The organism is Cobetia sp. 1AS1, assembly GCF_029846435.1.
GTDB classification, from domain to species: Bacteria; Pseudomonadota; Gammaproteobacteria; order Pseudomonadales; family Halomonadaceae; genus Cobetia; species Cobetia amphilecti.
This window is the reverse complement of the sequence record NZ_JARWKU010000004.1, coordinates 299,777-313,175: the sequence shown is the minus strand read 5'-3', so window position 1 is coordinate 313,175 and position 13,399 is coordinate 299,777. Positions and strand designations below refer to the sequence as shown.

11 protein-coding genes are annotated in these 13,399 nt (G+C 64.0%); 2 read left to right on the top strand and 9 right to left on the bottom strand.

The window, feature by feature from the left end; translation table 11 throughout:
- Window positions 1-55: 55 nt before the first annotated feature.
- From QD280_RS10010 to topA, 3 genes are all read right to left on the bottom strand, one after another.
- Window positions 56-295, bottom strand: a complete 240-nt coding sequence (locus QD280_RS10010; RefSeq protein ID WP_052384340.1) for a hypothetical protein — start codon at window positions 293-295, stop codon at window positions 56-58.
- Window positions 296-547: 252 nt separating this feature from the next.
- Entirely contained in the window at window positions 548-1,027 is a 480-nt protein-coding gene (locus QD280_RS10005; protein ID WP_216059762.1) for a DUF6586 family protein, read from the bottom strand.
- On the bottom strand, window positions 1,027-3,669 hold the full coding sequence (gene topA / locus QD280_RS10000; protein ID WP_279839115.1) for a type I DNA topoisomerase: 2,643 nt from the start codon (window positions 3,667-3,669) through the stop codon (window positions 1,027-1,029). The genes QD280_RS10005 and topA overlap by 1 nt, the downstream gene beginning before the upstream one ends.
- A 772-nt stretch (window positions 3,670-4,441) precedes the next feature.
- Here topA and pyk point away from each other — a divergent pair.
- Together pyk and QD280_RS09990 are read left to right on the top strand one after the other, a co-directional pair.
- Window positions 4,442-5,911 carry a pyruvate kinase gene (gene pyk / locus QD280_RS09995; RefSeq protein ID WP_043331933.1) on the top strand — a complete coding sequence of 490 codons (1,470 nt, stop codon included), beginning with the start codon at window positions 4,442-4,444 and terminating at the stop codon, window positions 5,909-5,911.
- A 79-nt stretch (window positions 5,912-5,990) separates the two neighbouring features.
- Window positions 5,991-6,464, top strand: a complete 474-nt coding sequence (locus QD280_RS09990) for a methylglyoxal synthase (protein ID WP_043331935.1) — start codon at window positions 5,991-5,993, stop codon at window positions 6,462-6,464.
- A 260-nt stretch (window positions 6,465-6,724) separates the two neighbouring features.
- Here the strand turns inward: QD280_RS09990 and QD280_RS09985 are convergent, their stop codons facing one another.
- The 6 genes from QD280_RS09985 to QD280_RS09960 form a co-directional block, all read right to left on the bottom strand.
- Entirely contained in the window at window positions 6,725-7,579 is an 855-nt protein-coding gene (locus QD280_RS09985) for an isochorismatase family protein (protein ID WP_279839114.1), read from the bottom strand.
- Window positions 7,580-7,642: 63 nt separating this feature from the next.
- Complete coding sequence (locus QD280_RS09980; RefSeq protein WP_054555027.1) at window positions 7,643-8,350, bottom strand: prephenate dehydratase domain-containing protein; 708 nt, start codon at window positions 8,348-8,350, stop codon at window positions 7,643-7,645.
- Between the two features lie 95 nt (window positions 8,351-8,445).
- Entirely contained in the window at window positions 8,446-9,198 is a 753-nt protein-coding gene (locus QD280_RS09975; RefSeq protein ID WP_279831519.1) for an SDR family oxidoreductase, read from the bottom strand.
- Window positions 9,199-9,393: 195 nt separating this feature from the next.
- Window positions 9,394-9,945: a lactoylglutathione lyase gene (gene gloA / locus QD280_RS09970; protein ID WP_215823976.1), complete on the bottom strand. Its 552-nt coding sequence runs from the start codon at window positions 9,943-9,945 to the stop codon at window positions 9,394-9,396.
- A gap of 118 nt (window positions 9,946-10,063) precedes the next feature.
- Window positions 10,064-11,896, bottom strand: coding sequence for a sodium-extruding oxaloacetate decarboxylase subunit alpha (gene oadA / locus QD280_RS09965; protein ID WP_153635237.1), 1,833 nt, complete (start codon window positions 11,894-11,896; stop codon window positions 10,064-10,066).
- 83 nt (window positions 11,897-11,979) lie between these two features.
- Entirely contained in the window at window positions 11,980-13,395 is a 1,416-nt protein-coding gene (locus tag QD280_RS09960; RefSeq protein WP_043331944.1) for an acetyl-CoA carboxylase biotin carboxylase subunit, read from the bottom strand.
- Between the last annotated feature and the right edge of the window lie 4 nt (window positions 13,396-13,399).

The following is a 13,399-nucleotide window of genomic DNA, read 5'->3' as shown; positions in this document are numbered from 1 at the left end:
ACAAAAAACCCCGCCTCGAGGCGGGTTTTTTTGTGCGCGAAGCGCGAGCGATGAATCAGTGCACGATGCCTTCCGACTGCTCGTCCTCGTCTTCTTCGCCATCCCAGAGGCGAGTCCGGGTGATGGCGTGGTCGATCATCTCACGCGCGACCTCGAAACGATTGTCACGCAGCAGATCAGCGGCCTCGTCCGAAATGCGAATACTGAGCAGCGGCTCACCTTCGCTTTCCGCGGCGCGCAGAATCACTTCACCATCTTCCATTTGCACAATTTCAAGTACGGCGGGATCGGACACGTCATTCCTCCTGCACGGCATCTCGCGAGATACCGGCGTCGTTGTAATCGTCAGCGCGACGGCTGGCAAGCCCGGCACCGCGCTGCCATCAGCGACGCAGAAAAAAGTACGACCACAGCCAGAGCCATGGTCGTACCGGAGAATGCAGGGCTTGCCACAATGCGATCAGTCTAGCACCCGTGAAGGCGAAACGTCACCCGATTGCCATGCGCCAGTCATCACCAGCGTGCAGCACCAGATCAACGCCTTGACCTACCACTCGACACTCGACTCGCGCAGCTGCGGCAGCAGCGCCTTGAATGCCGTGATGGCGGCGCTGAGACGCTCGGCCAGCGAGGCGCTCGAGGCTGCCGCGATGATCAGACCATCACCACGCGAACGCGATTCCTCGCGGCGAGCGACGCCGCCCTCTTCATGCAGGCGGGTCACATCCGCGACCAGCTCAGACAACCAGCTGTCGGGACGCTCCAGCAGGCTGCGCAGCTGCTCGACCTCTGCGATGGGCGTCGGCGGCGACGCCAGGCGCTCGCGCCAGCTTCCCTCTGGCCAGCGCGCCGTCACGGCACACTCTTCCAGCAATGACGCCAGCGCCAGCTCCAGCAGGGCGAGCGCGCCCTCTTCACCGGCCATGCGACGCGCCACGGCATGCTCATCGTCGCCAGAGGCTGCTGACTGGGCCAGCAGCAACTCGGCCTGATACAGCAGCTGATTGGTACGGGCACGCTGGCTCATCAGCTCTTGGCTCCCTTGCGCTTGTCCTCGACGACCCAGCGGCCGTTGTCGTAGGTCGCCTTCCAACCGGTCGCCTTGCCTTCCTCATCGGTCATGACGTACTGAGCCTTGACCTTGCGCGAGAAGCGAATCTGCGCCGGACGTCCGTCCGGGTCCTGATCCGGGGCCTCGAGAATGAAGTGATACTTCTCCGGCAGCTCGTCGGCGTGCGCCTTGAGCTCCTTGACCAGCGGCGGACGCGTCTCGCGATTCTTGGGGAACTGACTGGCCGCCAGGAACAGGCCACTGGCGCCATCGCGCAGCACGTAGTGGTCCTCGACCTTGACGCAGGCAAGTTCCGGCATCGGAATCGGGTCCATCTTCGGCGGCGCCACTTCACCGGACTTGAGCAGCTTGCGGGTGTTCTTGCAATTCTCGTTGGTGCAGCCGAAGTACTTGCCGAAACGCCCGGTCTTGAGCTGCATGTCGGAACCGCACTTGTCGCACTCGATCACCGGGCCATCGTAGCCCTTGATGCGGAACTGACCTTCCTCGACCTCGTGACCGACACAGTCCGGGCTATTGCCGCAGACGTGCAGCTTGCGCTGCTCATCGATCAGGTAGCTGTCCATCGCGGTGGCGCAGATCGGGCAGCGACGCTTGGCGCGCAGCGCATCCGTCTCGGCATCTTCACCGGCATCGGCCGCCACGGCTTCATCGCCCGGCAGCAGATCGATGGTGGTCTTGCAGCGCTCCTTGGGCGGCAGGTTGTAGCCGGAACAGCCCAGGAAGACCCCGGTCGAGGCGGTACGAATCTGCATCTCACGCCCGCAGGTCGGGCAGGCGATGTCCGTCGGCACTGGCTGGTTGGGACGCATGCCCTCTTCGGACTGGGCGTGGTCCAGCTCGGCCTTGAACTCGGCGTAGAAGGTGTCCAGCAGCTCGCGCCAGTTGCGCCCGCCGTTGGCCACCTCATCGAGATAGTCTTCCATGCGCGCCGTGAAGCCGAAGTCCATCAGGTCCTTGAAGGACTCGCTGAGGCGATCGGTGACGATGTCGCCCAGCTTCTCGGCATAGAAGCGACGGTTTTCCAGCGCCACGTAGCCACGGTCCTGGATGGTGGAGATGATGGCGGCATAGGTGGACGGACGCCCGATACCGCGCTTCTCCAGCTCCTTGACCAGGCTGGCCTCGGTGTAACGCGCCGTGGGCTTGGTGAAGTGCTGCAGCGGCTGCAGCTCGACCAGGTCCAGCTTCTCGCCGATGGCGAGGTCCGGCAGCGACTGATCCTCTTCCTTCTTGCCCATCGGCTTCATGACACGCGTGTAACCGTCGAACTTGAGCACACGGCCCTTGGCACGCAGCTCGTAGCCATCCACTTCGATGGTCAGCGTGGACGACAGGTATTCGGCCGGCAGCATCTGACAGGCCACGAACTGACGCCAGATCAGCTCATACAGACGCTCGGCGTCACGCTCCATGCCGGCGAGATCGGTGGCGCGGCGCGACACTTCGGAAGGACGAATCGCTTCGTGCGCTTCCTGGGCGCCTTCCTTGCTGGAGTAGACGTTGGCCGCTTCCGGCAGGTAGTTGCTGCCGTATTCTTCGTTGATGAAGTCGCGCGCCGTGGCCACCGCGTCCGCCGACAGATTGGTCGAGTCGGTACGCATGTAGGTGATGTAACCCGCCTCATAGAGACGCTGGGCCATCATCATGGTCTTCTTGACCGAGAAGCCGAGACGACCACTGGCCGCCTGCTGCAGGGTCGAGGTGATGAACGGCGCGTTCGGCTTGGAGCGCGTCGGCTTGTCTTCACGATTGGTGATCGCGAGCTTGGCCGTGCGCAGCGCCGCGATGCGATCCATCGTCTCCTTCTCGCTGGTCGGACGGAAGGCATTGCCATCCTGACGCGCCAGCTCGAAACGGATCGCTTCACCACTGGCGGCGGCCAGCTCAGCGTGGACATCCCAGAACTCTTCGGGGATGAAGGCGCGGATCTCGCGCTCACGCTCGACGATCAGACGCACGGCAACCGACTGCACACGCCCGGCGGACAGGCCACGAGCGACCTTGGCCCACAGCAGTGGCGAGACCATGAAGCCGACGACGCGATCCAGATAGCGGCGTGCCTGCTGGGCATGCACGCGATCCATCTTCAGTTCGCCCGGCTCATCGAAGGCCGCCGTGATCGCCTTCTTGGTGATCTCGTTGAACACCACGCGCTTGTAACGCGAATCGTCGCCACCGATGGTCTCGCGCAGGTGCCAGGCAATCGCCTCACCTTCGCGGTCCAGATCCGTCGCGAGATAGATGGTGTCGGCTTTCTCGGCCAGACGCGTCAGCTCGGAAACGACCTTTTCCTTGCCGGGCAGGATCTCGTAATGCGCCTCCCAGCCATTCTCCGGGTCGACCCCCATGCGGCGGATCAACTGGGTCTTGGCCTTCTGCGCCTTGTGAGCCGCCTTGACCTCGGGCGACATCTTGCGAGTCTCCGCCGCCTGACGGGCACGTTCCTTGGGGTCGGTGGCCTGCTTGCCGCTTCCGCTGGTCGGCAGGTCGCGGATGTGCCCGACACTCGACTTCACCACGAAGTCGTTGCCGAGATACTTGTTGATGGTCTTGGCCTTGGCGGGCGACTCGACGATCACCAGTGACTTGCCCATGGTTGCTCGCATCTCCTGGCCGGCACTGATTGCGCCGGCGAATGACTCGTCGCGCTGGGTTTTGTCCCAGCCGAAAAATGCGCCTACCCTACCCCAGCATTTCAGCGCTGACCAGCAATGTTGAGACTGACGCCTCGTCAGGGCGGCTCGACAGGGCGCCTCTGCGACAACCTCGAGACATGCCATGCCACCCGCCATGTCAGCGTGCGGCATGCGCCGAACGACATCGACAGCCATCAGGCATGAGGGCGTGGCAATCCGGCATCCGAGCCGGACTTGAGCACAGGCCATCAGCGCATGGCAGCGGTCAACGGGCCCGATACACGGGGCCGGTACGGGGACTGCGCTGGACCGATGCGCGGAAATTTCGCTCAGCAGGGTATTGCCACTATATAGGTAGCACTGGAATGGCTGTCAGTGAAAGCCAGCCAGCGGACATTGGCGTGACGGGGCGGTCACCACGACACTGCCGCAGAGAACATGCGACGCCTGGCCGTCAGGCCTCGAAATGACGGGCCGCGCCCGCATTGCGCAGCGCGGCATACCCTAGCGCCCCAGCCCATGTCCGCGTACCCGCGACAACGTATTCGCAACAATCGCTCGGCATACTTCACGTCAACCCTTGCAGTCCCGATCGTGATCACGAGAATGGACAACGACAGCCGACGATACTCGACAGGCTCCCTTTCAGCCTTCAATGTAGTAAAATGACAACAACCTGGTTTGCGTTTTCAGCCAGTCCATCACGCCAGTGTTCAAGGAGTATGCTTTCATGCCGCACGCGTTCAACGGCCCGATCCGCCGCACCAAGATTGTCGCCACTCTCGGCCCTGCCAGTGACAAGCCGGGTGTGCTCGACGCGATGATTCGTGCCGGAGTCGATGTGGTACGCCTCAACTTCTCCCACGGTAGCCCCGAAGATCACCGCATGCGCGCCGAGGCCGTACGTCAGGCTGCCGCCGCCCAGGGCCGCAGCGTCGCCGTACTGGGCGACCTGCAGGGTCCGAAGATCCGCATCGCGCGCTTCAAGGATACCGCCGTCAAGCTGAGCGAAGGCCAGCCGTTCATTCTCGATATCGGCCTGGGCCGTGATGAAGGTACCGTCGAGCGTGTCGGCTGTGACTACCAGGAACTGGCCGATGACGTGGTCGCGGGCGACGTGCTGCTGCTCGACGATGGCCGTGTGGTGCTTGAGGTCAATGAGCTCAAGGGCAACGAGATCCACACCACCGTCAAGGTCGGCGGCAAGCTGTCCAACAACAAGGGCATCAACAAGCAAGGCGGCGGCCTGTCTGCCGAAGCCCTGACCGACAAGGACAAGGCTGACCTGAAGACCGCCATCGATATCGGCGTCGACTATCTGGCCGTGTCCTTCCCGCGCAGCGGCGCCGACATGCAGCTGGCACGTGAACTGCTGGGCGAGGAAGGTCGTGACATCGGCCTGATCGCCAAGGTCGAGCGCGCCGAAGCCGTGGCCGACGACGCCGTGCTGGATGGCATCATCCTCGCCAGTGAAGGCGTGATGGTGGCGCGTGGCGATCTGGGCGTCGAGATTGGCGATGCTCAGCTGATCGGCGTGCAGAAGCGCATGATCCGCCGCGCGCGCAGCCTCAACCGCGTGGTCATCACGGCCACCCAGATGATGGAATCCATGATCAGCGCGCCGCTGCCGACCCGCGCCGAAGTCTTCGACGTCGCCAATGCCGTACTCGACGGCACCGACGCAGTGATGCTGTCGGCCGAGACCGCCGCCGGCGACTTCCCGGTCGAGACCATCGAGACCATGGATCGCGTCTGCCTGGGCGCCGAACGTGAGCGTGCCGCGCAGGAATCCCAGCACCGCATCCACGAAGGCTTCAGCAAGACCGACGAGACCATCGCGCTGTCCGCGATGTATGCCGCCAACCACCTGACTGGTGTCGTGGCCATCGTGTGCATGACGGAATCCGGCTATACCCCGCTGATCGCCTCGCGCATCCGCTCTGGCCTGCCCATCGTCGGCCTGGCGCAGGACCAGAAGACCCAGCGTCGCATGGCCCTCTACCGTGGTGTGGTGTCACTGCCCTTCGATTCCAGCGAATTGCCGGCGGCAGAAATCAATCGTCGCGCCATCGCGGAGCTGGAAGCCCGTGGCATCGCGACTCGCGGTGACCTGGTGATCCTGACCCGTGGTGACCAGATGAACGCACATGGCGGCACCAACACCATGAAGATCGTCACTGTCGGCAGCACCATCGACTGATCGGCCTCGCTGGCCTTCCGCCCCGGGCCTTTCGGGGCGGAAGGCCAGCGACATTGCCCCATCCTCAGGAGGTCAGGGAATGAGCGAACAACGACCCAAGCGCCAGGCACGGCGCACCCTGCCAGCACGCAAGCGCATTGCGCTGGTGGCGCACGATGGCAAGAAGGATGAAATGCTGGCGTGGGCCAATCGCTGGCGCGATGAGCTGTCCCGCCACCAGCTGCTGGGCACGGGCACGACTGCCCGCCGCATCAGCAAGGAGCTGGGCCTCGAGGTCGAGAGCCTGCTGAGCGGCCCACTGGGCGGTGATCAGCAGATCGGCGCGCGCATCGCCGAAGGCAATCTGGACCTGCTGGTCTTCCTGTGGGATCCCTTCGCGCCGATGCCGCACGACCCTGACGTCAAGGCGCTGCTGCGCCTGGCGGCATTGTGGAACGTGCCGGTCGCCAGCAATGCGGCCAGCGCGGACTTCCTCTTCCACTCGAAGTTGATCTCCGAGGAAGTCGAAGTGGCCGTGCCGGACGCCAACGACTGGGTCAGCACCCGCGCCTGAATGACGCTGGCTGTCGCCCCATGAAAACGCCGCCTGCTCGCAAGAGAGGCGGCGTTTTCATGGCCAGATGTTGTAATCAAACTACCTTTTGCGCAGACGGGCAGCGGCATCTGACGAAATCTCTGCCTTCCTGCCACCCCCTGCTCTTCCTCTCTCCACTTTCCCGCTATCCCGCTATCCCGCTATCCCGCTATCCCGCTATCCGGCGACGCTATTCGAGAGTCGCAGCTCAATCCATGACAGCAGCTAACGACATCAGCTCAAGAAGTCAGCTCAAGCTGACTGGCGATCACCGCACCACGCGCCGCCATGCAATAAAGCCCGATATGATGACTGTCTGCCTGGGGATGCGTCGCCGTATCGGGGAGCCCCAGCTGCGCGACCACCTCGGCCGGCAGGTCGTAGGTGGCACAGCCGGGCTCCAGCACCACGATGTCACGCACCTTGCCCAGCAGGCCGTGATTGCGCGCCGACAGCAACGTCAATACCAGGTCCATCACGCAGATATCGGTGCAGATGCCTACCACGACCAGGGTTTCCAGCCCTTCGACGCTCACCCACTTCTGCAGCGCATTGACCTGGGTATGGGGATCAATCGCGCCGACATAGCCATTGATGCAGTCCTTGCGCACCAGCGTGGCCTGCGGCTCCTCTTCCAGCCAGGCAAGTTCCGCCACCAGCTCATCCTCGCCGCTGCCCTGCTCACAATGGGCGGGATAAGGCGGCTCCGGCTTGCCCGGCGCATGGGAATCAATGAAGGCCAGCAAGGGGCGTCTTCGCTCACTGAAGGCCCGCGCCAGCGTATCGCTGAGGGCAATCATCCTGCTGACCTGGGCATTGGGCGTCTGAGGCGCCAGCGCACCGCCTGCGACCTGACAGAAGCCGTTGATCTCATCGACGATGATCAGCCCGGCCGTCGGCAGCGAGACCGGCACCACGGCCGGCCGCACCGGCAGGCGGGCATCAAGCTCGCCGGGGGTCATCCACTCGGCGGGAGTGGCAGGGATGCGTTGCACCACACAGGACGCCGCGACATCGGATGAAGTCGCGGCGTCCTGCGTCTCTGGTGTAGAGGATACGGAGGGAGCGGACGAGCGCTGGTCGGAAGACACCATGCAAAAGGCCTCTGATGACGAATGGCCTTCAGCATAACGGAACTCAGGGCCGAGCGGCGAGCCTCACCCGGTGGGCTCGCTGGCACCGGACAGCACGGCGTTGCCCTGCCCTTCATCCACCGTGGCATCACAGGAAAAGCACTGGCCGCGCACCCGCGCGTGGTCACGCCTCAGCACCGCGAATTGCGCCACACGGCCGGGGTCATCCTCGATGCGCTGGGCGAGGCACACGAGCCCCGGGCGGCGCGCCAGTGATGGCGGCGCGATGGCCAGCGTATCGCTGCGACTCTCTGCCATGTCCAGCGCATCCGCCATGTGCAGACACTCCACCCGCTCGACCTCCGGCAGGTTCTGCTGCAGCCAGGCATCGCACTCTTCGAACAGGGCCTCGCGTGCCACGATACGCCTCACCGCCGACGGCGAAGCCCCGGGCGGCCCGAGCAGACTGAGACTGATGGCACGGAAGACGCGCCGCTCGACGCAGATGCCCGTCCAGAAGGCCAGCGCCTGATGCGTGGTGCGCACCGGACGCTGATGCCCACGCGACCAGGGCACCACGGCGGTATCGATCTCGCCTTCCGCCAGCGCCCTGATGACCTCATCGATGCCTGCGTAAGCCTTGAGTTGGGCGTCGTTGGCATAGAGCTTGAGCGCGCACTCGCGCGAGTAACCTCCAAGGTGCCCGGGATAGCCCACGCGCAAACCATCGGGAGCCGGGATCACGCCCTGCGGCGAGATATCGCCGTGGACTTCGCTAGCTGTCACCTTCATACCAGCCCCTCATGCCAATGTCTGAACAAACCTCATCCTGACAACAGCATAGCCGCAAACATGGGCGTTGTTAGGCAAAACCCACCTCGGTGACCTCAGGCAAAGCCGCCATTGGCACCGATGACCTGGCCACTCACCCAGCCGGCATCTTCGCTGGCAAGCCAGGCCACCACGGCTGCGACATCCTGCGGGTCCGCAATGCGCCCCAGCGCCGCCATGCCCTTGAGGCGCTCGATGGTCTCTTCACTCTTGCCGTGACGAAACAGGCCGGTGTCCGTCGGGCCCGGCGCCACGGCGTTGACCGTGATGCCTCGCTCGCCGACTTCCTTGGCCAGCACCCGCGTCAGCTGGTCCACCGCGGCCTTGGAAGCCGCATAGGGCCCATAGGTCGCGAACATCTGCCGCGTCACCGAGGTGGACATGTTGATCACGCGTCCGTCATCGCGCAGATGCCGCGCCGCCTCACGCATCAGATTGAAGGAGCCGGTCAGATTGGCCTGCATCAGGTTGGCGAAGTCGTCATCCGTGAAATCGGCGATGGGCTTGTAGATGCTCATGCCGGCATTGTTGACCAGGATATCCACCCCGCCGTACACGCGCCGGGCTTCCGTGAACAATTGTGCCGCGTCGCTGCTGACACCGACATCGCCCTGTACGGCGATCGCCTTGCCGCCCCGCGACTCGATATCCGTCACGACCTGCAAGGCGCCATCACTGTCGCTGCGATAGTTGACGATGACGTGAGCGCCGTCCGCCGCCAGGCGCTGCGCGATCCCGGCGCCGATCCCGCGTGAAGCCCCACTGACTACCGCCACCTTGCCGCTCAACCGCTGTGCATTCTCCGACATAACTGCCCCCTCTTTCGTCATGGGCGATCGACCTCAAGGGCCATCAATAATGAGCGCCTTGCGAGTGTCAGTCAGACATCATCATTGCAGCAAGCGAATGCCGCTGACACCCCTGCAACGCGGGGTTTCGTATGAACGAAAAACCGCCACCCCGGGCATGCCGGCGGTGACGGTTGTTTACAGCGGCGGCCTGCCTCAGGCTTCGCCGTTGGCCTGACGCTCGAAGGTATCGGCGCGCAGGATCTCGATCCAGTAGCCATCGGGGTCCTTCACGAAGGCCAGACCCTTCATCTTGCCATCGTCGGGACGCTTGACGAACTCGACGCCCAGCGACTCGAAACGCTCGGCAGCCGCGTAGACATCCGGCACGCTGACCCCGATATGGCCGAAGCCCTGCGGCTGGGCGTTGCCGTCATGGTAGGCGAAGTCCGGGTCATTCTCGGTGCCCCAGTTATGGGTCAGCTCCAGCATCGCCTCACGCCCGAAGGTGTAGGTGGTGCGCTTGAGGTCATCACCGGGCACTTCACTGGCCTGGTCGTCATCCAGATAGGCGAGGAAATAGAGGCTGAACTGCATTTCCGGGAAGTCGAGCTTGCGCACCAGACGCATGCCCAGCACGCGAGTGTAGAAATCCAGGCTGCGCTCGGGGTCCTTGATGCGCAGCATGGTCTGGTTGAAGACGTAGCCACGGGTGGCCGGGTCGATCTGCTCACTCAGGCCGGGAGCCTGCTCGAAATGTGTTGCCATGTTGGTCCTTCCACAGGAAAGGACGGCAGAGCCTCGAAGATGCCCGGCCGCCCCTGGTGATCGTATAGCTGTCAGATGGTGACGGCGGCCAGATTTTGCAACCTCGCCGCCGCTGGCATCACGCGATCTCGATCAGTACTTCCCCCGGCGTGACACGATCGCCACGCGCGACATGAATGGCCTTGACGGTACCGTCGACACGCGCGGCGATCTCGGTCTCCATCTTCATCGCCTCACTGATCAGCACCGACTGGCCCGCGGTGACGCTGTCACCGACCGCGACCAGTACCTCGACGATGTTGCCCGGCATCGCGGTGGTGACATGGCCCGGCGCCGAGGCGCTGGCACGTCCGCCGCTCTGGCCGCCCGCCACGTAATCGTCCTTGGCCTCGAACACTACCTCTTCCGGCATGCCGTCCAGGGTCAGGTAGACGTGACGCTTGCTGCCCTTGGCACCGCCGACGCCGGTGATCTGCACCGCGTAGGACTCGCCGTGCACGTCGATGACGAACTCGGTCGGCACGCCAGAGGTCACCGGGCGCTCCGCCTCGCCCTGGGGGATGATTTCCGGTGTGAGCGTGCCGGCACGACGCTCGTTGAGGAAGTCACGTCCCAGCTCCGGGAACATGGCGAAGGTCAGCACGTCCTCGGGGGATTCGGCCAGCTCGCCCAGCTCCTCGGTGAGGCGCGTCATCTCCGGCGCGAGCAGGTCGGCCGGGCGCCCGACTTCCACCGGCGCGTTGCCGATGGCACGCGAGCGGACCTCTTCGTTGACCGGTGCCGGCGCCTGACCATAGCCGCCCTGCAGATAGCGCTTCACCTCGTTGGTGATGCTCTTGTAGCGCTCGCCGGTCAGCACGTTGAGAACCGCCTGGGTGCCGACGATCTGCGAGGTCGGGGTGACCAGCGGCGGGTAGCCGAGATCGGCACGCACACGCGGAATCTCATCGAACACCTCGCGGATGCGCTCCAGGGCGTTCTGCTCCTTCAGCTGGCTGGCCAGGTTGGACATCATGCCGCCGGGGATCTGACTGATCTGGACCGAGACATCCTCGCGGGTGAATTCGCTCTCGAAGGCTGAGTACTTGCTGCGCACCTCGTGGAAGTAATCGCCGATCTCGCGCAGCGACTCCAGCTCAAGGCCGGTATCCCACTGGGTGCCGCGCAGCGAGGCCACGAAGGATTCGGTGGCCGGATGGCTGGTGCCGCCGGCGAAGGCCGAGATACAGGTATCGATGTGGCGACAGCCCGCCTCGACGGCCTTGATCTGGCACTGCGGCGCCAGGCCCGCCGTGGCGTGGCTGTGCAGGTGGACCGGCACCTCGACCGCCTCGACCAGCGCGCTGACCAGATCATAGGTGGCGTACGGCGTCAGCAGGCCGGCCATGTCCTTGATGGCGATGGAATCGGCCCCCATCTCGACCAGCTTGCGCGCCTGCTCGACGTACATCTCCAGCGTATGCACCGGGCTCACGGTGTAGCAGATGGTGCCCTGGGCGTGCTTGCCGGCCTTCTTGACCGCGCGCATGGCGGTTTCCATGTTGCGCAGATCATTCAAGGCATCGAAGACACGGAAGATATCGATGCCACCTGCCGCGGCGCGCTCGACGAAGGCCTCCACCACATCATCGGCGTAGTGACGATAGCCGAGCAGGTTCTGGCCGCGCAGCAGCATCTGCAGCGGGGTGTTGGGCATGGCTTCCTTGAGCGCCTTCAGACGCGTCCAGGGGTCTTCCTTCAAAAAACGCACGCAGGCATCGAAGGTCGCGCCGCCCCACACTTCGAGACTGTAGAAACCGGCCTGATCGAGGCGCGCGGCGATCGGCAGCATGTCCTCGGTGCGCATGCGGGTCGCGATCAATGACTGGTGGCCATCGCGCAGCACGACTTCGGTGACCTTGACGCGCTCGGCGTGATCGACGGCGGGGGTGTTGGGGGTTGCAGCTGTCATGTCTGGGGTCCTTCTAATTGTTGGCTACGTGAACCGGGGGAAGCTCAGGGAAGATTCACGACATCAGGGGCATCAGGTGCGCATCAGAGACCGGCGTGGGCCGCGATGGCCGCCGCGATCGCCAGTGCTGTCTGTTCCGGCAGGCGCTTGACCGAGTACTGGGTCAATTCCGGGTGGGCAGCCACGAAGCCGGTATCGAAGTGTGCGTTGCGGAAATCAGGGTGCTTGAGGATTTCCTGATAGTAAGGCGCCGTGGTCTTGACGCCCTGCAGACGCATGTCATTGAGGGCACGTGAACCACGATTGATGACCTCTTCCCAGGTCAGCCCCCACACGATGAGCTTCAGACACATGGAATCGAAATACGGCGGGATGGTGTAGCCGGTATAGATCGCGGTATCGGTGCGCACGCCAGGTCCGCCCGGCGCGTAGTAGCGCGTGATGCGCCCGAAGCTTGGCAGGAAGTCGTTCTTGGGGTCCTCGGCGTTGATGCGGAACTGGATCGCATAACCGTGATGGCGAATGTCTTCCTGACGGAAGGCCAGCTTGTGGCCCCAGGCGATGCGGATCTGCTCGCGCACGATGTCCACCCCGGTGATGGCCTCGCTGATGGTGTGTTCCACCTGCACGCGAGTGTTCATCTCCATGAAGTAGATCTCGTTGCCCTTGACCAGAAACTCCACGGTACCGGCGTTGCGATAGCCGACGGCGCGGGCGGCACGTACCGCCATCTCCCCGACGTAGGAGCGCTGCTCCGGTGTCAGCTGCGGACTGGGGGCAATCTCGATCAGCTTCTGGTTGCGACGCTGGATGGAGCAGTCACGCTCGAACAGATGAATCACGTTGTCGTGATTGTCGGCCAGGATCTGCACCTCGATATGCAGCGGGTCGACCACGCAACGCTCGAGGAACACATCGGCACTGCCGAAGGCCTTGGTGGCTTCCGAGATCACGCGTCCCCAGGCCTGCTCGAGCTGATGAGCATCATCACAACGCCGGATACCGCGCCCCCCACCGCCTGAGGTAGCCTTGAGCATGACGGGGTAGCCGACCTGCTCGGCGACACTCAGCGCCTCCTCGACATCGGCCAGATTGCCGGCCGAGCCCGGCGTCACCGGCACGCCGGCCGCCTTCATGGCATCGCGGGCCTGGGTCTTGTCACCCATGCGGGCGATGACACTGCTGGCCGGCCCCACGAAGGCGATACCCGCCGCTTCACAGATGGCCGCGAATTCGGCGTTCTCCGACAGGAATCCGTAACCCGGATGGATGGCGTCACAGCCGGTCTCGCGCGCGAGATCGACCAGGCGGCGGGCATCCAGATAGCCGGCCAGCGGGTCTTCGCCGATGAAATGCGCTTCATCGGCGCGTTTGACGTGCAAGGAGAAACGATCAGGTTCGGTGTAGACAGCGACTGAGCGGATGTCCATCTCGGCACAGGCGCGTACAATGCGCACTGCGATTTCCCCTCGGTTGGCAATCAGCAACTTGCGAAACATGGTG

Excerpts from the sequence above, each read along its gene's own strand:
- QD280_RS10005 (WP_216059762.1), bottom strand. The coding sequence starts at position 1,027 with ATGAGCCAGCGTGCCCGTACCAATCAGCTGCTGTATCAGGCCGAGTTG.
- topA (WP_279839115.1), bottom strand. The coding sequence starts at position 3,669 with ATGGGCAAGTCACTGGTGATCGTCGAGTCGCCCGCCAAGGCCAAGACC.
- pyk (WP_043331933.1), top strand. The coding sequence starts at position 4,442 with ATGCCGCACGCGTTCAACGGCCCGATCCGCCGCACCAAGATTGTCGCC.
- QD280_RS09990 (WP_043331935.1), top strand. The coding sequence starts at position 5,991 with ATGAGCGAACAACGACCCAAGCGCCAGGCACGGCGCACCCTGCCAGCA.
- QD280_RS09985 (WP_279839114.1), bottom strand. The coding sequence starts at position 7,579 with ATGGTGTCTTCCGACCAGCGCTCGTCCGCTCCCTCCGTATCCTCTACA.
- QD280_RS09980 (WP_054555027.1), bottom strand. The coding sequence starts at position 8,350 with ATGAAGGTGACAGCTAGCGAAGTCCACGGCGATATCTCGCCGCAGGGC.
- QD280_RS09975 (WP_279831519.1), bottom strand. The coding sequence starts at position 9,198 with ATGTCGGAGAATGCACAGCGGTTGAGCGGCAAGGTGGCGGTAGTCAGT.
- gloA (WP_215823976.1), bottom strand. The coding sequence starts at position 9,945 with ATGGCAACACATTTCGAGCAGGCTCCCGGCCTGAGTGAGCAGATCGAC.
- oadA (WP_153635237.1), bottom strand. The coding sequence starts at position 11,896 with ATGACAGCTGCAACCCCCAACACCCCCGCCGTCGATCACGCCGAGCGC.
- QD280_RS09960 (WP_043331944.1), bottom strand. The coding sequence starts at position 13,395 with ATGTTTCGCAAGTTGCTGATTGCCAACCGAGGGGAAATCGCAGTGCGC.